Source organism: Streptomyces incarnatus, from assembly GCF_001027185.1.
Classification (GTDB): domain Bacteria; phylum Actinomycetota; class Actinomycetes; order Streptomycetales; family Streptomycetaceae; genus Streptomyces; species Streptomyces puniciscabiei.
On sequence record NZ_CP011497.1, the window covers coordinates 8,011,300 to 8,030,291 of the forward strand.

General features: G+C 74.2%; 17 protein-coding genes and 1 pseudogene. 7 read left to right on the forward strand and 11 right to left on the reverse strand.

What is annotated here, in order from left to right; all coding sequences use genetic code 11:
* Positions 1-54: 54 nt before the first annotated feature.
* From ABB07_RS36585 to ABB07_RS41815, 3 genes and pseudogenes are all read right to left on the reverse strand, one after another.
* Positions 55-1,014: a TIGR01777 family oxidoreductase gene (locus ABB07_RS36585; protein ID WP_208902731.1), complete on the reverse strand. Its 960-nt coding sequence runs from the start codon at positions 1,012-1,014 to the stop codon at positions 55-57.
* Between the two features lie 77 nt (positions 1,015-1,091).
* Complete coding sequence (locus ABB07_RS41200; RefSeq protein ID WP_244189838.1) at positions 1,092-1,199, reverse strand: LamG domain-containing protein; 108 nt, start codon at positions 1,197-1,199, stop codon at positions 1,092-1,094.
* A gap of 94 nt (positions 1,200-1,293) precedes the next feature.
* Positions 1,294-1,392: pseudogene (locus tag ABB07_RS41815) on the reverse strand (hypothetical protein); the annotation flags it as partial.
* A gap of 419 nt (positions 1,393-1,811) precedes the next feature.
* Here ABB07_RS41815 and ABB07_RS36595 point away from each other — a divergent pair.
* On the forward strand, positions 1,812-2,555 hold the full coding sequence (locus tag ABB07_RS36595) for a class I SAM-dependent methyltransferase (protein ID WP_208902732.1): 744 nt from the start codon (positions 1,812-1,814) through the stop codon (positions 2,553-2,555).
* Positions 2,556-2,634: 79 nt separating this feature from the next.
* On the opposite strand, the gene ABB07_RS36600 is transcribed toward ABB07_RS36595, so the two are convergent.
* A complete protein-coding gene (locus ABB07_RS36600; RefSeq protein WP_244189644.1) occupies positions 2,635-3,801 on the reverse strand; it encodes a PucR family transcriptional regulator in 1,167 nt (388 codons plus the stop codon).
* A gap of 160 nt (positions 3,802-3,961) precedes the next feature.
* Between ABB07_RS36600 and ABB07_RS36605 the strand changes: the two genes are divergently transcribed.
* Positions 3,962-5,455: a long-chain-fatty-acid--CoA ligase gene (locus ABB07_RS36605; RefSeq protein WP_208902733.1), complete on the forward strand. Its 1,494-nt coding sequence runs from the start codon at positions 3,962-3,964 to the stop codon at positions 5,453-5,455.
* 63 nt (positions 5,456-5,518) lie between these two features.
* Positions 5,519-5,962: a DNA-binding protein gene (locus tag ABB07_RS36610; RefSeq protein ID WP_208902734.1), complete on the forward strand. Its 444-nt coding sequence runs from the start codon at positions 5,519-5,521 to the stop codon at positions 5,960-5,962.
* Positions 5,963-6,030: 68 nt separating this feature from the next.
* Here ABB07_RS36610 and ABB07_RS36615 read toward each other — a convergent pair whose 3' ends face one another.
* Both ABB07_RS36615 and ABB07_RS36620 read right to left on the reverse strand, forming a co-directional pair.
* Entirely contained in the window at positions 6,031-9,192 is a 3,162-nt protein-coding gene (locus ABB07_RS36615) for an amidohydrolase family protein (protein ID WP_208902735.1), read from the reverse strand.
* A gap of 162 nt (positions 9,193-9,354) precedes the next feature.
* Entirely contained in the window at positions 9,355-10,689 is a 1,335-nt protein-coding gene (locus tag ABB07_RS36620; protein WP_208902736.1) for a hypothetical protein, read from the reverse strand.
* Positions 10,690-10,802: 113 nt separating this feature from the next.
* On the opposite strand from ABB07_RS36620, the gene ABB07_RS36625 reads away from it, so the two are divergent.
* Positions 10,803-12,035 carry a molybdopterin-dependent oxidoreductase gene (locus ABB07_RS36625; protein ID WP_208902737.1) on the forward strand — a complete coding sequence of 411 codons (1,233 nt, stop codon included), beginning with the start codon at positions 10,803-10,805 and terminating at the stop codon, positions 12,033-12,035.
* 313 nt (positions 12,036-12,348) lie between these two features.
* Here the strand turns inward: ABB07_RS36625 and ABB07_RS36630 are convergent, their stop codons facing one another.
* From ABB07_RS36630 to ABB07_RS36640, 3 genes are read right to left on the reverse strand one after another with little or no spacing between them, the layout of a single operon-like run.
* Positions 12,349-13,104 carry a class I SAM-dependent methyltransferase gene (locus ABB07_RS36630; protein WP_208902738.1) on the reverse strand — a complete coding sequence of 252 codons (756 nt, stop codon included), beginning with the start codon at positions 13,102-13,104 and terminating at the stop codon, positions 12,349-12,351.
* Positions 13,101-13,718: a TIGR04282 family arsenosugar biosynthesis glycosyltransferase gene (locus ABB07_RS36635; protein WP_208902739.1), complete on the reverse strand. Its 618-nt coding sequence runs from the start codon at positions 13,716-13,718 to the stop codon at positions 13,101-13,103. The genes ABB07_RS36630 and ABB07_RS36635 overlap by 4 nt, the downstream gene beginning before the upstream one ends.
* Positions 13,715-14,407 carry a glycosyltransferase family 2 protein gene (locus ABB07_RS36640; RefSeq protein ID WP_208902740.1) on the reverse strand — a complete coding sequence of 231 codons (693 nt, stop codon included), beginning with the start codon at positions 14,405-14,407 and terminating at the stop codon, positions 13,715-13,717. Before ABB07_RS36640 ends, ABB07_RS36635 begins: the two co-directional genes overlap by 4 nt.
* A 111-nt stretch (positions 14,408-14,518) precedes the next feature.
* Between ABB07_RS36640 and ABB07_RS36645 the strand changes: the two genes are divergently transcribed.
* Complete coding sequence (locus ABB07_RS36645) at positions 14,519-15,262, forward strand: response regulator transcription factor (RefSeq protein WP_208902741.1); 744 nt, start codon at positions 14,519-14,521, stop codon at positions 15,260-15,262.
* 2 nt (positions 15,263-15,264) lie between these two features.
* Entirely contained in the window at positions 15,265-16,377 is a 1,113-nt protein-coding gene (locus ABB07_RS36650) for a sensor histidine kinase (protein WP_208902742.1), read from the forward strand.
* 4 nt (positions 16,378-16,381) lie between these two features.
* Here ABB07_RS36650 and ABB07_RS36655 read toward each other — a convergent pair whose 3' ends face one another.
* Positions 16,382-16,687: a hypothetical protein gene (locus ABB07_RS36655; protein WP_208902743.1), complete on the reverse strand. Its 306-nt coding sequence runs from the start codon at positions 16,685-16,687 to the stop codon at positions 16,382-16,384.
* Positions 16,688-16,773: 86 nt separating this feature from the next.
* Positions 16,774-17,763, reverse strand: coding sequence for an NAD-dependent epimerase/dehydratase family protein (locus ABB07_RS36660; protein WP_208902744.1), 990 nt, complete (start codon positions 17,761-17,763; stop codon positions 16,774-16,776).
* 339 nt (positions 17,764-18,102) lie between these two features.
* Here ABB07_RS36660 and ABB07_RS36665 point away from each other — a divergent pair, with 339 nt between their 5' ends.
* Positions 18,103-18,975: an SGNH/GDSL hydrolase family protein gene (locus ABB07_RS36665; protein ID WP_208903779.1), complete on the forward strand. Its 873-nt coding sequence runs from the start codon at positions 18,103-18,105 to the stop codon at positions 18,973-18,975.
* Positions 18,976-18,992: the final 17 nt, after the last annotated feature.

An 18,992-nucleotide genomic window follows, 5' to 3' on the forward strand; every position in this document is an offset into this window, starting at 1 on the left:
CACATTTGAACCACGGTGGACGATACAGCAACTACTTGTAGTTTCAAGTAAACGTCAGCCGGCCGCTCGGGACCGGGACAGCCTGGCCCGGCCGACGAGGTCCACGGCGGCCGGCCGCCACTCGGGATACGCGAAGTCGAACCCGGCCGCGGACAGCCGGCCCGGCACCACCCGGCGGCTCTTGAGCAGCAACTCCGTGTCCGAGCGCAGCACGAAGGCGCCCAGCTCCGCCATCCACCGGGTCGCCGGCAGCCCCACGGGGACGCCCCGTGCCGCGCGCAGCGTCCGCATGAACTCCCGCTGCGGGAGCGGGCCGGGGGAGGCCAGGTTGACCGGGCCCTCGATGTCGCCCCGGTCGATCAGGAACTCCACCGCGCGCACGAAGTCCTCGTCATGGATCCAGGAGACGTACTGCCCGCCACCGGCGACCGGGCCGCCCAGCCCCAGCCGGGCCAGTCCCAGCAGGACGTCGAAGACCCCGCCCCGGTCCGGGCTCATCACCATCGCCGAGCGCAGCGCCACCTTCCGGGTCGCCGGCGTCGGCGCCTCGGCCTGGGCGTGCTCCCAGTTCCTGGCGATGTCGACGCTGTAGGACCAGTAGCCGGGAACTCCCGGCTCAAAGCCGCCGATCACGCCGGTCGTCTCGTCGTTCGCCGCGTCGAAGCGATGGGCGTAGATCGTCGCCGTACTCATCTGCAGCCACACGCGCGGCGGTCGCGCGGCGGCGGCGATCGCCTGCCCGACCGCGCGCGCCGAGTCCACCCGGGAATCCATCATGGCCCGCAGGTTCTCGGCGGTGTAGCGGCAGGAGACGCTGCGCCCGGCCAGGTTGATGACGACATCGCTGCCGTCGACGACCTCGGCCCAGCGGCCGAGCGTGGCCCCGTCCCAGCCGACCTGCCGCTCACCCGGCGGGTGCCGGGTCACCACGGTGACCTCATGTCCGGCTGCCGTCAGCGCGCGATCGAGGATCGTACCGATCTGTCCGGTTCCCCCCGGCAGAACCACCTTCATCGAGCCCCCTTGGTCAGGAGTCCTCAGGGTAGCCCTAGATTTGAACGCGTTCAAAATCAGGGTTCTGCGGCGTGGCGTCAGGAGCCGGCCAGGGCCGCGACCTCGGCCGCGGTCAGCGTCCTGCCGCAGACCCGGAAGTCGACCGCCGCCTTCAGGTACGGGTCCGGGTACGGGGACCTGCCCACGTACGCGGCCCGGATGCGGTTGCCGCAGTGGCGGGGGTTCGACGGTGACCGCCGTGTCGCGGCCCGCCTCGCGGCCGTCGACGTACACCACGGCGGTGCCGGAGCCGTAGGTGACGGCCACGTGGACCCAGCGGTCGGTGGGCAGCGGGCCGACGTCAATGCGCTGCCCGGCGCCGCCCCCGCCGGTGGTGATCGCCTAGCGCGGCGTCGAGGGCCACGGCTCCGCCGATGTGTCCCCTGGTCCACGTGGCCCCGCCTGCCAGGGTCGCCGTCCTGCCGTTGCCCGTGGCGTCCGCGACCGCGGTGCCGGAGGTCTCGTCGAAGCGGTGCCAGGCGGCGAACTCCGGTGGCGGGGAAGCGGGTTGGTTGGTCCGGCCGGCGCCACCGGGCCGTGCAGGACGGCCTTCACGTCGAGGTCGTCCGGCGTCGCCTGCACGGTCGTACGCATCGGCAGGCTGCCCTCGACCCCTTCGCCCATGCCCAGCACCACGTCGCCTCCACCGGTCGAAGAAAGTCGAGGACTGTCTCCCGGTGTAAAAGGCACCCGGGAAAGCGGAGCGCGAAGCGGTAATTCGATGGACAACTTCTCTGCTCGGGGCCAGCGTTGAGGGAATGGAGCAGGAAATGATCTGGGACGCGGCCGCCGCCCGGCGCTACGACACACCCGGTACCGGCATGTTCGCGCCCGAGGTACTGACGCCCACGGTGGATCGTCTCGCCGAGCTGGCGGACGGCGGAGCGGCACTGGAGTTCGCGATCGGGACCGGACGCGTCGCCGTCCCGCTGGCCGGGCGAGGAGTCCCCGTCACCGGGATCGAGCTGTCCGGGCCGATGGTGGAGCAACTGCGGACCAAGGCCGACGAAGCCACGATCCCCGTCGTCATGGGTGACATGGCCTCGACCCGCGCCCCGGGGACGTACAGCCTCGTCTACCTCGTCTACAACACGATCTCCAATCTGCTCACACAGGCCGAGCAGGTCGAGTGCTTCCGCAACGCCGCCCGCCATCTCACGCCCGGCGGCCGGTTCGTGATCGAGCTGTGGGTGCCGGAGCTGCGCACGCTTCCCCCGGGCAAGGAGGCCACCGTGTGGCGCACCGACTCCGGATACATCGGGCTGGACACCTACGACATCCTCGACCAGCGGGTCGTATCGCACCACTTCCGCTTCGACGAGACCGAGGAGGCCCGGCTGTACCGCAGCCCGCACCGCTACATCTGGCCGTCCGAGCTCGACCTCATGGCCCAACTGGCCGGATTCCAGCGGGAGTCCAGGCATGCCGACTGGTCCGGCACCGAGTTCACCGCCGAGTCGCGGTCACATGTCTCGGTGTACCGGCTGCCGGTGCCGCGCTAGCCGGGGAGCGGCGCGTCGCGCGGGCATCGCCGTAAGGCGCGGTCGGCCGTCCCCGGTCGGGCCGGTGCCCGGGGCGCCGTCAGGACGGCAGCAGCTGTAGCGCGTACAGCGCGGCGCCCAGGTCGGCGAGGGCCATCGGGTCGGTGAGCGGACGCCCAGTCAGCTCCTCGATGCGACGCAGCCGGTAGCGCACGGTGTTGGGGTGGACGAAGAGCCGTTCCGCGGCCCCGGCGGCCACCCCGCCCGCGGTGAACCAGTGACCGAGGGTCTGCAGCAGCCGCGCCCGCTCCGCCTCCGGCAGTCCGAGGAGCGGTCCCAGCGCGACCTCGACCAGCCGGCTCGCCTCCGCCGGGGCGGCGGCCACCAGCATCGCCAGCGGGCTGTCGTCGAACCGGGTGACCCCCGGACCCTCGCCGGGCGGTCCGGCCAGGGCGAGCCGGGCGAACCGCAGCGCCTGCGGCGTCTCCCGCAGCGAGTCGAACTGGGGGCTGACGCCGACCCGGGCACGCCGGCGGCGCAGCGCGCGCAGGCTCACCGTCTCCGCGTCCCGGTGCCCGAGCGAGACCAGCCCGATCTGCTGGTCCGGCAGCAGCCGCCACACCGACGGCACACCGGAGCGGCGCAGTGCCGCCTCGATCCCGGGCAGCGGCTCCTGGCCGGGATCCGGCACCGCCGCGGCCACGACCGCGTACGGCCCGCGCTCCGGCAGGCCGAGCTGCCGGGCCGCCTCCCACGGCGTCGTACGATCGGCGAGGGCGCCCGTGAACAGCGCCTCCGCCAGGGCCGACCGGCGGGCCTCGCGCTGCAGCGCCAGCTCCGCGCTGGCCTCGCGGTAGGCGGCCGCGACGGCCTCCGCGTACCGGCCGAACAGCGCCCAGATCTCCGAGGAGCCGGCCACCAGCTCCGCGTCCGTGACCTCCGGGTGCCTGCGCGCCTCCTCGACCATCTCTGACCAGAGCAGCTCGAAACCGACCCGGTACGCGTGCAGCGTGTCCGCGAGCGGCACGCCCTGTTCGGCGCGCAGCCGTCCGGTCCGCTGAGCGGGTCCCACATCGGCTTCGGCGTCCTGGGCGAACCGCCCGAGGAGCAGATCGGCGTTGCCCTCGCACGACTCCCTCAGCGACGCGAACGGGATCAGCGCGTCGTCCGCGTACGACTCGACCTCCGCCCGGATGCGCTCGGCCATCCGCACGCCCAGCTCCGGAAGGCGCACACGCAACGCCGCGCCCACATTCGACAGACCCATACCCGCAGCGTACGGCCACTTGTTTGTTCCCGGGAACAACTCGGGCCCGGGCGAACTGTGGGCGTCACCATGGACGGCCCCGAGCGTGCACGCGACCATGCCGGGAGCGCTCGCGGCGGGACCCGTGAGCGCGGCGGGAGCATGCGTGCGAGGAGGCATCATGGCCAATCTGGCGGAATTCCTGGTCCGGACGGCGCGACGGCTGCCGGAGCGCCCGGCGCTGCGGCTCGGCACCGTGACCACCAGCTACGCCGAGCTCGACCGGCTCAGCGCCCAGGCCGCCGCGCTGCTGCGCACCGAGGGCCTGCGCACCGGCGACCGCGTCGCACTGATGCTTCCGAACGTGCCCGAGTTCGTCGTCCTCTACTACGCCGTGCTGCGCGCCGGGGGCATCGTGGTGCCGATGAACCCGCTGCTGAAGGAGCGCGAGACCGAGTACCACCTGCGGGACTCCGGCGCGGTGCTGCTCTTCGAGTGGCACCAGGCGCCGGGTGGGGGCGCGGCGGGTGCGGCCGCCGCCGGCGTACGGCACCTGCCGGTCGAGCCGGCTGCCTTCACCGCCGAACTGGCGCGCCTGGAGCCGGAGTACGAGGTGACGGCCGCCGCCGACGACGACATCGCCGTGCTGCTCTACACCTCGGGCACCACCGGCCGCCCCAAGGGCGCCGCGCTCACCCACGCCGGGCTGCGCCACAACACCGAGGTCAACGTCACCGAGGTGCAGCGGCTGACCTCCGACGACGTGATCGTCGGCTGCCTGCCGCTGTTCCACATCTTCGGGCAGACCTGCACCATGAACGTCGCCGTCCACAGCGGGGCGTCCCTCACCCTCGTCCCCCGCTTCGAGCCGCAGACCGTGCTCGACGCCATCGCCCGCGACCGCGCCACCGTCTTCGAGGGCGTCCCGACCATGTACGCGGCGCTGCTGCAGCACCCGGGCGCCGCCGCGGCCGACGTCTCCAGCCTGCGCGTGTGCATCTCGGGCGGCGCCTCGCTGCCGGTGGAGCTGCTGCACGGGTTCGAGCGGCGCTTCGGCTGCATGGTGCTGGAGGGCTTCGGCATGTCCGAGACCAGTCCGGTCGTCTCCTTCAACCACCCCGACCGCCCGCGCAAGCCCGGATCCATCGGCACCCCCGTCCGCGACGTCGAGGTCCGGCTGCTGGACGACTCCGGGCGGGACGTCGCGCCGGGCGAGGTCGGTGAACTGGCCGTGCGCGGGCCCAACGTGATGAAGGAGTACTGGCACCGCCCCGAGGAGACCGCCGCCGCCATCCCCGACGGCTGGCTGCGCACCGGCGATCTGGCCCGCCGGGACGAGGACGGCTACCTCTACATCGTCGACCGGAAGAAGGACCTCATCATCCGCGGCGGCTACAACGTCTACCCGCGCGAGATCGAGGAGGTGCTGCACGAGCATCCCGACGTCGCGCTGGCCGCCGTGCTCGGCGTGCCCGACGAACGGCTCGGCGAGGAGGTGGCCGCCGCGGTCGTCCTGCGTCCGGGAGCCCGGGCGGACACCGAGGAGCTGCAGCGGTTCGTCCGCGACCGGGTGGCCGCCTACAAGTACCCGCGCCGGCTCTGGCTGACGGACGCCCTGCCGATGGGCCCGAGCGGCAAGATCCTCAAGCGGGAGATCACCGCGCCGGCTCGCTGAAGTGAACAGACCGTTCACAATAAGCAGTTGACGACAGGTTGTGTTGAGCGCGACCGTTGTCGCATGTCATCCACCGCCGATCACACCGACCCCTTCACCCCTCCGCGGCCGGAACAGGCACGCGCCCAGCGGGTCCACGCGTCCCTCTTCCGCATCGCCGAGCGGCATGCGGCGACCGACGGGCAACGGCGTCGCCAGATCCACCCGTCGGTCGTCGCGCCGCACGAGGCCGTCCGGCTGGTGACCTTCTTGCTGAGCGGGGCCGCGCTGCTCGAGGAGGGCGAGCCGGAGGTGGACCGCGCCGACATCACGGCCGCGTTGACCCTCATGCCGCTGGTGCGAGCGGAGCTGGACGAACTGGAGGCCTCTCTCCTGCAGATGGCCCGCGGCCGGGGCATGACCTGGCCCGAGATCGCCTTCGGCCTCGGACTCGGCACTCCGCAGGCCGCCCGGCAGCGTCATGAACGGCTGGCCGACCGCACGGCCACCGACGAAGAGGACGCCTGACACCGCCCGGTGGGACACGGACTCCGCACCCGCCGGCCGGCGCCTTCGGGAGCCACCGCCGGGCTGCCTCACCCGTCCGCGCCGGGATGGCAGCACGCCCCCCGCCGGAGCCGTTCGGCCACCTCCAGCCAGGACGTCCTCCCGGGGGGCTCGTGCGGTACGGCGCTCCGGTGGGCCGAGGTCAAGTCGCCCTGTGTGTACGGGACTCCCTCGCGTACGACGACCGGGACGCGGATCAGCGAACCGAAGTCGGCGAACGGGTCCCCGTCGACGATCGTCAGGTCGGCGATCCTGCCCTCCCGCACCGTCCCGAGGTCGGCGTCGAGGCCGAGGAGGCGGGCCGGCTCCACGGTCGCGGTGTGCAGGGCCTCCGCGGCCGTGAAGCCGTGCGCGTGCAGGGCACGCAGGCCCAGATGCAGGGAGAGACCGACCGGGACCAGGGGCGCGTCGGTGCCGAGGGCGATACGGGCGCCGTGTGAGGCCAGCCGCCGGTAGTCCGCCATCTCGGTGGCCAGGGCCTGCCGTTGCGCGTCCGTGGGCGCGGTCCGGGCGTGTGTGCGGACGACGGCGACGTCCCAGGGCGGCATGAGGCGCGTCACGCGCGGATCCCCGGCGAGCCCGGGGTCGGCGGCGAGCAGGATCTGCGCGCTGAACGGCGTGATGATCAGGGCGAAGGAGCCGTCGGCGTACTGCTGCACCAGATCCTCGCCGATGCGGCCGAGCGGGGTGGTGGCGTGCCCGTACTCCAGGCGCTGGGTGGCCTGCAGATGGGTGGTGAGGTCCTGGCCCGCCGCCCGGCCGGGCGCGCACAGGTGGCTGCCGCTGGGCACGCCCAGCGCGTGGCCCACCTCGGCCGCCTCGGCCATGACCTCGCCCGGGGCGCGCACATACGTCTTCACGAAGTCGACGTCCAGGGCGGCAGCGCGCCGCAGCGTGCGCCGGACACCGTCCCGGGTGCGGTGGGCGCGGCCCATGCTGTACGCCGTGCGCGCGCCGTCGATCAGTTCGGCGCAGGCCAGCTGCCGGGGGCCGAGCAGGGCCCCGGCGCCGGCCGCCTCGCGCAGCCGTACCGCGTCGTAGAGCGGACTGCCCAGGCAGAACGTGGTCGTGATGCCGTACGCGAGCGCGGTCAGGCTCTGGCGGGCGCCGTAGGTGGCCGGGTACGGGTGGGTGTGGCTGTCGACGAGGCCGGGGAGGACGGTCCGGGCGGAGGCGTCGAGGGTGCGGTGTCCGGGGCGGCGGGGACGGTGTGGCTCGACGGCGGTGATCCGCTTGCCTGTGACGAGGACGTCGACGTCGTGCCGTGGCGGCGCGCCGGTGCCGTCCCACAGCAGGCCGGCGTGGATCCGCAGCGGTTCGGCGGACCGGCCCGCACCGCGTCCGGTGGTCAGGCGGACCGGGAGCGTGTGGGTTCGTGCGGTGGTGAGGCAGAGCCGGCGCAGCCGGCCTTCCGACAGGTACAGGAGCGTGCCGGAGTCCGCGGACCAGCTGGGGTGATCGGCCGGCTCGTCGGTGAGCCGGCGCGGCGGACCGGCCGGGGTGCCGTCGGCCGTCACGGGCAGCAGCCACAGCGCCGACTCGGCGACCAGCGCCATCCAGCGGCCGTCCGGCGACCACACGGGCCCGGAGGCGACCCGGTCGGACAGCGACTGGTGTTCGGCGGGCAGATGACGGCGTTCGCCGCCGGTGCGGGTGTCGACGACGCGGATGAGGTTGTACCCCTCGCGGAACCGCTGGTTGAGCCGGTTGCGGTCGCAGAACGCCACGTACCGGCCGTCGGGCGACCAGGTGGGCGCGCCGGGCGGCCCGTCGGTGGCCAGCGGCCGGGCCAGCACCTGCTCGGCGCCCGTGGCCAGGGTGCGCAGCAGCAGGTTCCCGGTCACGTCCTGGCAGGCCAGGCGCGAGCCGTCCGGTGACAGCGCGGGATACAGCCGGCCGCCCCCGGTCAACGGCTCGTCGGCGCCGCTGCCGAGGTGATGCCGGCGTACGGCCACCAGCCCGTCCCGGTCCGAGCAGTACAGCAGGCTGCGCCCGTCCGGTGCCCACGCCGGCATCTGCACCAGGTGCACGTCGGCTGCCTGGAGCAGCTTGCGCGGCGTGCCGCCGGCCGGCCGCAGCCACAGGGCGTTCAGCGCGACGAAGGCCACGCTGCGGCCGTCCGGGGACAGGGCCGGCCGGTGCAGACCGCGCACCGGGGCCGCCGACTCCGGTGCGAGCGGCGCCCGTCGGGGGCCCCGGGAGGGACCCGGCACCGGCATCCGGGCGGTGAAGGGAACCTCCCGCACGGAGGATCCGGCGAGGGAGCGGACGCGGATCCGGCCGTCACCCACGTACAGCAGCTCGTCCTCGCCGAGCCAGCACGGCGGGGCGGCCGCCAGGTCCTCCTCCGCCGTCACGACCTCACCGTCGACCATCAGCCGGGCCGCGCCGGCCGGCAGTCCGGGGCTGCTCGCGCCGGTCAGGTGCAGGTAGGCGACCCGTCCCGAGGGCGAGACGGACGGGCACAGCAGCCGTCCCCCGGTCACCGTGCGCAGGACCTCGGCCCGGCCGCCCGTGAGCGGCACGCGGACGAGCGACAGCCCGCCGTCGTTGCCGCCGCCCGGTGTGTGGGCGGCGCGCACGCACACCAGCGACCGCCCGTCCGCCGACCAGGCCGGATCGAAGTCCTCGTGGTCCCCGCCGGTGAGCCGGCGCGGCCGGCCGTCGGCCAGGTCCAGTACGCACAGCCCGTAGGAGGAACCGGCCGTGGCGTCGCCGCCGCGCTCGGAGGAGAAGGCCAGGCGGGTGCCGTCCGGCGACCACGCGACCCCGCGGTCGTCCCAGGGCCCGTCCGTCAACCGGCGCAGCCCGCCGCCGTCCGGCCGCAGCGACCACAGACGGAAGCCGCCCTCGCGATAACCGCACACCGCCAGCGTCCTGCCGTCGAAGGACAGCGCGGGGCGCGTCGCCTCCAGCTCCCAGCCCGTCACCTGTACGGCCGCCCCACCGTCCCGGGGCACCCGCCACAGCACTCCCTGGACCTCGGCGATCAGGTCACCGCCGACGGGGCTGCCGGTGACCGAACCCCCGGTCATCCGGGTGTAGGTGAGGAACCGTTCCCCGCCGCCGGCGCGCGCGCCGGACCCGACCGGCGTCCCGGCCGCCGTCGCCGCCCGTGCCGAGACCGCTGTGACCAGCCCTGCCGCCGCCGTCCCGAGAAACCCGCGCCGATCGACGCCGCCGAGGTCCATTCCCTGTCCTTCCTGCCGGCTCCGTCCAGGGAAGGGGCAGCCGTACGCCCCGCACCGCTACGCGATTCCGGCCACACCGGCCCCGTCCCCTGCCCAGGGCAACGCCCGGACCGTACGGCGGTCACGGGACGTCACCCTGCCGCCCCGACGGCCCGGGAGCACTCACCAGCCGGTCAGCAGCAGGTGGTTGAGGAGCAGGGCCAGGACGGCCTGCGCGGTGAGCCAGGGGCGGGGGCGGGGGAGGAGGGCGCAGGCGGGGAGGAGCCAGAGGGCGAAGGGCAGCCAGATGCGTTCCGTCTCCGCCTTGCTCATGCCGGACAGGTCGGCGACCAGCAGGGCGAGCAGCGCGACGGAGACCAGGAGCGCCAGACGCAGCTCCGCGGGGGGCCGGGGGCCGGTCCCGGGGAGCAGCGCAGCGGTCGTCCGGCGCAGGCCCGCCGCCGTGGCCGGGCCGGTGATGACGACGGTGCAGGCGAGGTTCGCCCACACCCAGTAGCCGTAGGGGCGGGTGCCGCCGACGCCCTGGTAGTAGCGCGTGACGAGGAGGTGGTAGGCGTGCCACCAGTCGAAGCCGGCGAGCGTGAACACCACCGGGAACACGGCCAGTCCGGCGAGCAGGGACAACAAGAGGGCGGGACGCTCCCGGAGTTCGCGGTGCGCGAGCGCGACGACCGCCCCGCCGATCAGGGCGAACAGCGTCAAGCCGTAGGAGAGGTAGCAGGTCAGGCCGAAGAGGAGGCCCGAGGCGGCCGCGTACCCGTGGGAGCGTCGGGTCAGGGCCAGGGCGAGCAGCGCCAGGGACCAGGCGGCGACGGCCGCGAAGTAGCCGTCGGCGGAGGTCCCCTGCCACACCGCGGCCGGGGCCAGCACCAGGAACGGCGCGGCCCGCCGCGCGAGCGTCTCGCCGGTCAGCGCCCGCAGTGCGATCAGCACGGCCACGCAGCCCGTCGCACCGACCGTGATGCACCACATCCCGGCCCAGCCGCCGCCCCGCAGCCCGATCCGGTCCAGCAGCACGAAGGTGAGCGTGGCGGCCGGGGGATGACCGGCGATGTGGGCGGGCCAGGGGTCCGGGGTGCCGCTGACGATGTGGTGGGTGAAGTCGCGCAGGGTGGCCGGGATGTCGTGGAAGCGGCCGATGACCCGCAGGTATTCGTTGGTCGTGGTCAGCCTGACCGCGATGCCCCGGTGCCAGCCGTCGACCAGGGCGAGGGACAGGATCCAGGCCAGGGCGCTCGCCCAGGCCGCCGCGAGCAGCCCGCGCCAGGGCAGCCGGGCCGCCACGGCGGGGCCGTACGCCACGACCGCCGCCGCCACCGCCAGGGCCGCCGGAGTGCCGGGACCGAGGTGCGGGTCCCAGTCCGCGAACAGCGGCGGCCAGTGCACGAACAGGGTGTGGCGGGTGTCCTGGATGTGCCGGCCGACGACGACGGCCGCCGTCACGAGGAGGGCGGCGGCACCGGCGGCGTATAGGTCACGGCGGAGAGATCTGATCACACCGGCACGCTAGGCCGGGAGAGCGGCGAGCGGCCGCCGTACGGGCCGGACGTCAGCGTTTCGTCACCGGTCGCGGGCCGTTTTCCGGGGCCGTCCCGGCCTACGGTCGGGACATGCGTGACCATCCCCGGCTTCCCACTTCCCCAGGTTTCTGGCGCAGCCCGCTGCGCGGTCCCTGGCTCACCTCGGTGCTCGGACTCGTGCTGCTCGCCGGCATCACCGTGCTGTTCGTGACCGGCCTGGTGTCCTACGCCGCCTACAACCCGGGCCTGTCCCGGGTGAACGACATGACCCCGGACAAGGGCCTCCTGGGCTTCTACCTCTTCGCCTGGCCCACCGGCCCGGTCTGGCTGTACCGGCTCACCCAGGGCGTCCATGTGACGCTCGGCATCACCCTGGTCCCCGTCCTGCTGGCCAAGCTGTGGTCGGTGGTGCCGCGGCTCTTCACCCTGCCGCCGGCCCGCTCCCTCGCGCACGCGCTGGAGCGGATCTCGCTGGTGCTGCTGGTCGGCGGAGGGCTGTTCGAGTTCACCACCGGAGTCCTCAACGTCCAGCTGGACTATGTCTTCCCCGGCTCCTTCTACCCGCTGCACTTCTACGGGGCATGGGTGTTCTTCGCCGCGTTCGTCGCCCACGCCGCGCTCAAGACACCGGCCGCGGTGCGTGCCGTACGCAGGCGCCGCCAGGAACCGAACGACCTGGTCGCCCCGCGACCCGATGCGCCCACCGTCTCCCGGCGCGGCGCGCTGGGTCTGGTCGGCGGGGGCTCCCTGCTGCTGTTCCTGACCACGGTCGGGCAGAGCCTGGGCGGGCCCTTCCGCCGTACGGCCCTCCTCGCGCCGCACGGCACCGCCGATCCCGGCGGCGGCCCGAACGGCTTCCAGATCAACAAGACCGCCGCCTACGCCGGCATCACGGCGGCCGACACCCACGAGGACGCCTGGCGGCTCGTCGTCACCGGCCGCACCGGAACCGTCCGGCTCAGCCGCGCCCAGCTGCTGCAACTGCCGCAGCACAGCGCCTCGTTGCCCATCGCGTGCGTGGAGGGCTGGTCCACCGCCGACCAGTGGTGGCGCGGGGTGCGGTTGCGCGACCTCGCCGCGCTCGTCGGGTACGACGGCGATCCGCCGGACGTGCTCGTGGAGTCCCTGCAACGGCACGGAGCGTTCCGCCGCGCGGCCCTGCGCGCCAACCAGGTGGCCGACGGACGCTCGCTGCTCGCGCTCTTCGTCAACGGCGAGGAACTCTCCCCCGACCACGGCCACCCGGCGCGGATCATCGTCCCCGCGGCACCCGGAGTGCTGAACACCAAGTGGGTGGCCCGACTGACCTTCGGAGACCTGTGATGCCGCGTCGCCCGAGCCTCGGCAGCCCCTTCCAACTGCTGCTGCTCGCCTGCTCGTTCGCCCTCGCCGCGTACGCCGGGGTGCGGCTGCTCGCCGGTGACTGGTTCGGCGTGGCGCTGTGGATCGTGGGCGCCGCCCTGCTGCACGACCTGGTCCTGCTGCCGCTGTACACGGTGGCGGACCGGGCGGTCACCGGCGGTCTGGGGGCGGCCGGACGGCGTGGCTGGACGCTGTACGTGCGCGTCCCGGCCCTGCTGTCCGGGCTGCTCCTGCTCGTCTGGTTCCCGCTGATCAGCGGCATGACGGCCGGGCGCTACCGGTCCGCCACCGGCCTCTGTCCGGACGGCTTCCTCACCCGCTGGCTGCTGATCACCGCCGTCCTCTTCGGCGGTTCCGCGCTGCTCTTGGCATGCCGGGTGCGCAGGGCGGCGAAGCACCGGCCGCCCGCCGACCACTGAGCGACCGGCCGCCACCCGGCCCTGCGTGCGTACCGCAGCAGGGCCGGGGTGCCGAGGCGCGCCCACGGGAACGGGGCACCGGTGGCCCGGCCGGCGCCGACCGTGTCGACCACCTGGACCCGGGCGCGTTCGTCGACGTGCCCCGGCACGGTCTCGGCGATCAGCAGGCCGCCCGGGCGCAGCAGCGCGGCCGCCCGGTCCAGCAGCGCGGACGGTTCCCCGCCGATGCCGATGTTGCCGTCCATGAGCAGCACGGTGTCCCAGCGGCCCTCGCCGGGCAGCGGCTCGAAGACCGAGCGCCGCAGCGCCTGTCCGCCGAGCCGGATCGTGTGGTCGACGGCGGCCTCGCTGACGTCGATGCCGAGCACGGTACGGCCCCGGGCGGCGAGTTCCGCCACCAGCCGGCCGGGACCGCAGCCGACGTCCAGGACGGCGCCCTCGCAGCGGTCCAGCACCTCCCTGTCGACCCGATCGGCCTGTCCGCACCAGCGCTCCACCTCCAGCGGCAGCAGCCAGCCGTCGGTGCGGCGCAGGAACAGCGGGCCGCGGCCGGTGCGCAGCGCGGCGGCGTAGGGGTCTGCGGTCGCCCAGGCGACGGAGCCGCCGCTCATCGCGGGCTGACCGGCGTACAGTCGGCCAGCCGGGCGGCGAACCGGCCGTGCGGGGCCAGCGCGGCGACCGCGCGGGCGTCGGCGGCGGTGTCCACGTCCCGCAGCCGGGGCAGCTCGCACACCCGCAGCCCGGCGGTCTCCAGCCGCTCCCGCTGGGCCGCCCCGGTCCCGGGCGTCGACATGGGCACGCCCCGCAGCAGCGCGGGGTCCGGCTCGGCCAGCCCCAGCGCCCAGAAGCCGCCGTCCTCGGCCGGGCCGAGGTACGCGTCGCAGTCCGCGAAGTCCACGGTGAGCAGCTCCGGCGTCACCTGCGGGGTGTCCATGCCGATGAGCAGCGCCGGTCCCGAGCAGTGTGCGAAGGCGTCCGCCAGCCGCTCGTCCAGTCCGCCCGCGCACTGCGGCAGCACCTCGAAGCCGGCCGGCAGCCAGTCTCCCGGCGCCCCGTCGAGGACCAGGACCCGCCGGGTCGCGGGCGCCGCGGCCACGGTGTGCAGGGTGTCCGCGAGCGCCGCCTCCGCGAGGCGGGCCGCCTGCTGCGGCGTGAACGGCGGGGTGAGCCGGGTCTTGACCCGCCCCGGCAGCGGTTGCTTGGCGATGACGAGCAGCGTGGTCACCGTACGAGCTCCCGGTCGGCAGGGGTCTCGGCCAGCACGCGGCTCATGTCCCGCACCGCCTGCCAGGTGCCGCGCCAGGTGCCCGTCACCTTGGAGGCGCCGGTGCGCGGGCGGTAGGGCACGTCGTGCTCGGCGATGCGCCAGCCGGCGTCGGCCGCGCGCACGACCATCTGCAGCGGATAGCCGCTGCGCCGGTCGGTGAGGCCCAGCGCGAGCAGCGGCTCGCGGCGGGCGGCGCGCAGCGGGCCCAGGTCGTGCAGGCGCAGCCCGGTACGGCGGCGCAGCATCCGCGCCAGCGCCAGATTGCCCGCGCGGGCGTGCGCCGGCCAGGCGCCCCGGCCCTCGGGGCGCCGGCGGCCGAGGACCAGGTCGGCCGCGCCGGCCCGGATCTCCCGGACGAAGGGAACGAGCAGCCCGGGATCGAGGGAGGCGTCGCAGTCGCAGAAGCACACGATGTCGCTCGTGGCCGCGGTCAGTCCGGCGTGGCAGGCGGCGCCGAAGCCGCGCCGCGGCTCGTGCACCACCGTCGCGCCGAGCGCGCGGGCGAGGTCGGGGGAGCCGTCGGTGGAACCGTTGTCGACGACGAGGGCGCGCCAGCCGGCCGGGATCCGGCCGAGCACCCAGGGAAGGGCCTCGGCCTCGTCCAGACAGGGCAGCACCACGTCGACGTCCGCTGAAGTGGTCGTCACGGTTTCACCCTACGAACGCCAATCGGGCATATCGGACTCATGGTCCTTACGAAACGCGGACGCCCGGCCCGCGGCCCGACGGCGGGGACCGAGCGGTGCGACGCTGGAGGCATGCAACCCCAGTACGAGCCCCACGGGACCGAAGCCGCAGGCGAGACGGCCCGGATCCTGGTCGTGGACGACGATCCGACCGTCGCCGAGGTCGTCACCGGATATCTGCACCGCGCCGGCTATGCGGTCGACCGCGCCGACGACGGCCCGACCGCTCTCAGCCGCGCCGCCGCGCACCGGCCCGACCTCGTGGTGCTCGACCTGATGCTGCCCGGCATGGACGGCCTGGAGGTGTGCCGGCGGATGCGGGACGGCGGTCCGGTGCCGGTCATCATGCTCACCGCCCGCGGCGACGAGGACGACCGCATCCTGGGCCTGGAGGTCGGCGCCGACGACTACGTCACCAAGCCCTTCAGCCCCCGCGAACTGGTCCTGCGCGTGGAGTCGGTGCTGCGCCGCAGCCGCCCCGCCGCCACCGGGCACCAGCTCGCCGCGGCCGGACTCTCCGTCGACCCCGACGCCCGCCGGGCCACCAAGAACGGCAGCGAACTCGCCCTGACGCTGAGGGAGTTCGACCTGCTCGCCTTCTTCCTGCGGCACCCCGGCCGGGCCTACAGCCGTGAGGACCTGATGCGCGAGGTCTGGGGCTGGGACTTCGGCGACCTGTCCACCGTCACCGTCCATGTCCGCCGGCTGCGCGGCAAGGTCGAGGACGATCCGGCCCGGCCCCGCCTGATCCAGACGGTGTGGGGCGTGGGCTACCGCTTCGAGCCCGGCTCCGACACCGGCGAGGCGGTGCACTGACCATGTGGGACACCTTCCTCATCGCCCTCTACGCCTTCGCCGGCGCGGCGGCCGCGGGCGTGGCGGGAGCGGGCGTGCTGCGCCTGATCCGGCGCCGCTCGCTCACCGCCTCCGTCGCCGTGGTCGCGGCGGTCGGTGTCGGCGCGATGCTCGCCGGCACCCTCGCCGTCGCCTGGGCGATGTTCCTGTCCTCGCACGACCTGACCGTGGTCACCACCGTCGTCGCGATGGCGGCCGTGGTCTCCCTGGCCAGCGCGCTGCTCCTGGGCCGCTGGGTCGTCGCCCGCAGCCGCGAACTCACCGACGCCGCCCGCTCGTTCGGCGACGCCGGCGCCTTCGCCGCCCCGCACGGCCCGGCCACCGCCGAACTGGACGCCCTCGGCCGCGAGCTGGCCGCCACCAGCGCACGGCTCGCCGAATCCCGCGAGCGGGAACGGGCGCTGGAGAAGTCCCGGCGCGAGCTGGTCGCCTGGATCTCGCACGACCTGCGCACCCCGCTGGCCGGACTGCGCGCCATGTCGGAGGCGCTGGAGGACGGCGTGGCCACCGACCCCGGCCGCTACCTCAAGCAGATCCGCACCGAGGTCGAACGGCTCAACGACATGGTCGGCGACCTCTTCGAACTCTCCCGCATCCACGCGGGCACCCTCCCGCTGAGCCCCGCCCGGATCTCCCTGTACGACCTGGTCGGCGACGCGCTGGCCGGGGCCGACCCGCTCGCCCGGGAGCACGGGGTACGGCTGGTGGGCGACCGGGTCGAGCCCGTGCCGGTGGAGGTGGACGGCAAGGAGATGACCCGCGTGCTCGGCAACCTCCTGGTCAACGCCATCCGCCGGACCCCGCCCGACGGCACCGTCGCCATCGCCGCCGAGCGCACCGACGACGGCGTGGTGCTGTCCGTCACCGACGGCTGCGGCGGCATCCCCGAGGAGGACCTGCCGCGCGTCTTCGACACCGGCTGGCGCGGCAGCGACGCCCGGACCCCGCCCGCCGGGGCGGGGCTGGGGCTGGCGATCGTACGGGGCATCGTCGAGGCCCATCAGGGCCGGGCGAGTGTCCGCAACATCCCGGGCGGTTGCCGCTTCGAGGTGACGCTGCCCGCGGCGAAGGCCTGAACGGTCAGCTCTCCGGGCGGCAGACGATGACGGCCGGGGAGTCGTTCCGGCAGGTGACCCCGCTCCCCGGGCCGATGATGTGCGACAGGAGCGGTGCGATGTCCTTCTCGCAGGACAGGCCCGAGCCGCCCTCGTCGTCGTCGTTCGCGTGCCGGCAGACCTTGTCGATGACGGTGCCGCTGTCGACCTTCGGGCCGGGCGGCGGCGTGTCCGCGAAGGCCGATGGGACGAGGAGGCCCAAACCGAGCACCGGCGCGGTGAGCAGGGCTGCGACCTGGGCGCGGGTCGGCCTCAGGGTCCGTCGCGACATGACTGTCCTTTCGACTGGTTCGTGGGAACTCGGTGCGAAACAACGCCATGATCGACGCCGGCACCGTCCCGCGGGCGCGGACACGCTCAGTGCGTTCGCGTGAACTCCCGCATTCCCTCCGCGAAGCCGACCTCCGGCTTCCAGCCCAGTTCCGCGCGCAGCCGGGAGGAGTCCGCCGTGATGTGCCGGACGTCGCCCAGCCGGTACTCGCCGGTGACGACCGGCTCCGGGCCGCCGTGCGCGGCGGACAGGGCGCGGGCCAGGTCGCCGACCGTGTGCGGCTCGCCGCTGCCGGTGTTGTACGCGGTGAGCGTTCCGGGGCGCGGGGCGGCCTCCAGCGCGATGACGTTGGCCGCGGCCACGTCCCGCACGTGGACGAAGTCCCGCCGCTGCCGTCCGTCCTCGAACACCCGCGGCGCCTCACCCCGTTGGAGGGCCGAGCGGAAGAAGGAGGCGACGCCGGCGTACGGGGTGTCGCGGGGCATCCGGGGGCCGTACACATTGTGGTAGCGCAACGAGATCGCCGTACCGCCCGTGGCGCGGGCCCACGCGGCCGCCAGGTGTTCCTGGGCGAGCTTGGTCGCGGCGTAGACGTTGCGCGGGTCGGTCGGCGCGTCCTCGGTGACCAGGCCGGGGGTCAGCGATGCGCCGCACCGCGGGCAGGAGGGCTCGAACCGGCCCGCGTCCAGGTCCGCCACCGCCCGTGGGCCCGGCCGTACGACCCCGTGCCGCGGACACGCGTAACGGCCCTCCCCGTACACCACCATCGACCCCGCCAGCACCAGACGCCGTACCCCCGCCTCCGCCATGGCCGCGACCAGTACGGCCGTGCCGAGATCGTTGCGCGAGACGTACTCCGCCGCGTCGGCGACACCGTCACCGAGCCCGACCATCGCGGCCTGGTGGCAGACGGCCTCCACCCCGGCCAGCGCCCGGGCCACGGACGCCGGGTGGCGCACGTCCGCGCCGGGATCCGCACGGACGTCGTACACGAGCGGCTCGTGCCCGCGCGCCCGCAGCGCCTCGACGACATGGGACCCGATGAACCCGGCTCCGCCGGTGACCAGTACACGCATACGGCCACGCTAGACGCGGCCGGCACCGGGACCGGGCGGCGCGGCCGCCCCGTCATGACTCCGTAAGAGGTGGCCGCCTCCGCGCGTCGGCTCACCCCTGTTCGTCGGTGTTTCAAGAATCTGTGTCAACAACGTTGACTCCGTGGCCCGGTGACCTCACATTACCTATGGGTAGTACTCAGCGGTAATCCCGCGAACCGGCACCCCACGCCCGTACCCCACCTCGCTCTGAGCCGCCGTTTTCTCGCGCACAGCACCCGCGCGGGCCCCGCCATGCCCGCCTGCTGCGTGCCCCCACCCGAGAAGAGGGAGCACCCACCCATGCCCAAGCACCCATCCATGCCCAAGCCTGCCCCGCGCCGCGTCGCCGCCGCGGCGTCCGCACTCGCCAGCGCGCTGGCCCTCGGCGTCACCGCCGTGCCGGCCCACGCCACGACACCCCTCGACTACGCCGCCCTCGGCGACAGTTACAGCGCCGCCTCGGGCGTCCTGCCCGTCGACACGAGCAACCCGATCTGCCTGCGCTCCACGGCGAACTACCCCCACGTCATCGCCGCCCGCACCGGGGCCCGGCTGACGGACGTCACCTGTGGCGCCGCCCAGACCAAGGACTTCACCGGGTCCCAGTACCCCGGCGTCGCCCCGCAGGCGGACGCGGTCGGCGCGGACACCGACCTGGTGACGCTCACGATCGGCGGCAACGACAACAACACCTTCATAGGCGCCATACTCGCCTGCGGTACCGCCGGCATCCTCAGCGGCGGCAGGGGCAGCCCCTGCAAGGACACGTACGGCACCTCCTTCGACGACGCGATCGACGCCAAGACCTACCCCGCACTGAAGAACGCGCTGCGTGCCGTGCGCGCCAAGGCGCCGAACGCCCGTGTGGCGGTGCTCGGCTACCCGTGGATCACGCCCGCCGAGGCCGACCCCTCCTGCTTCGCCAGACTGCCGGTCGCCTCCGGTGACGTGCCGTACCTGCACGCGCTGCAGGCCCATCTCAACGCCGTCGTGCAGCGCGCCGCCGCGGAGACCGGGGCCACGTACGTGGACTTCTCCGCCGCGTCCGAGGGGCACGACGCGTGCCAGGCCGTCGGCACCCGGTGGATCGAGCCGCTCCTGTTCGGGCAGAACATCGTCCCGGTCCACCCGAACGCGCTCGGCGAGCGGCGCATGGCCGAGCGCACGACGAGTGTGCTCGGTCTCGGCTGACCTCCGGCGCCCGTGCT

What these genes read in the sequence shown, in the direction of transcription:
- ABB07_RS36655 (WP_208902743.1), bottom strand. Translation starts at nt 16,687, where the DNA reads ATGTCGCGACGGACCCTGAGGCCGACCCGCGCCCAGGTCGCAGCCCTG.
- ABB07_RS36630 (WP_208902738.1), bottom strand. Translation starts at nt 13,104, where the DNA reads ATGAGCGGCGGCTCCGTCGCCTGGGCGACCGCAGACCCCTACGCCGCC.
- ABB07_RS36585 (WP_208902731.1), bottom strand. Translation starts at nt 1,014, where the DNA reads ATGAAGGTGGTTCTGCCGGGGGGAACCGGACAGATCGGTACGATCCTC.
- ABB07_RS36660 (WP_208902744.1), bottom strand. Translation starts at nt 17,763, where the DNA reads ATGCGTGTACTGGTCACCGGCGGAGCCGGGTTCATCGGGTCCCATGTC.
- ABB07_RS36645 (WP_208902741.1), top strand. Translation starts at nt 14,519, where the DNA reads ATGCAACCCCAGTACGAGCCCCACGGGACCGAAGCCGCAGGCGAGACG.
- ABB07_RS36605 (WP_208902733.1), top strand. Translation starts at nt 3,962, where the DNA reads ATGGCCAATCTGGCGGAATTCCTGGTCCGGACGGCGCGACGGCTGCCG.
- ABB07_RS36625 (WP_208902737.1), top strand. Translation starts at nt 10,803, where the DNA reads ATGCGTGACCATCCCCGGCTTCCCACTTCCCCAGGTTTCTGGCGCAGC.
- ABB07_RS36595 (WP_208902732.1), top strand. Translation starts at nt 1,812, where the DNA reads ATGGAGCAGGAAATGATCTGGGACGCGGCCGCCGCCCGGCGCTACGAC.
- ABB07_RS36665 (WP_208903779.1), top strand. Translation starts at nt 18,103, where the DNA reads ATGCCCAAGCCTGCCCCGCGCCGCGTCGCCGCCGCGGCGTCCGCACTC.
- ABB07_RS36650 (WP_208902742.1), top strand. Translation starts at nt 15,265, where the DNA reads ATGTGGGACACCTTCCTCATCGCCCTCTACGCCTTCGCCGGCGCGGCG.
- ABB07_RS36600 (WP_244189644.1), bottom strand. Translation starts at nt 3,801, where the DNA reads ATGGGTCTGTCGAATGTGGGCGCGGCGTTGCGTGTGCGCCTTCCGGAG.
- ABB07_RS36610 (WP_208902734.1), top strand. Translation starts at nt 5,519, where the DNA reads ATGTCATCCACCGCCGATCACACCGACCCCTTCACCCCTCCGCGGCCG.
- ABB07_RS36615 (WP_208902735.1), bottom strand. Translation starts at nt 9,192, where the DNA reads ATGGACCTCGGCGGCGTCGATCGGCGCGGGTTTCTCGGGACGGCGGCG.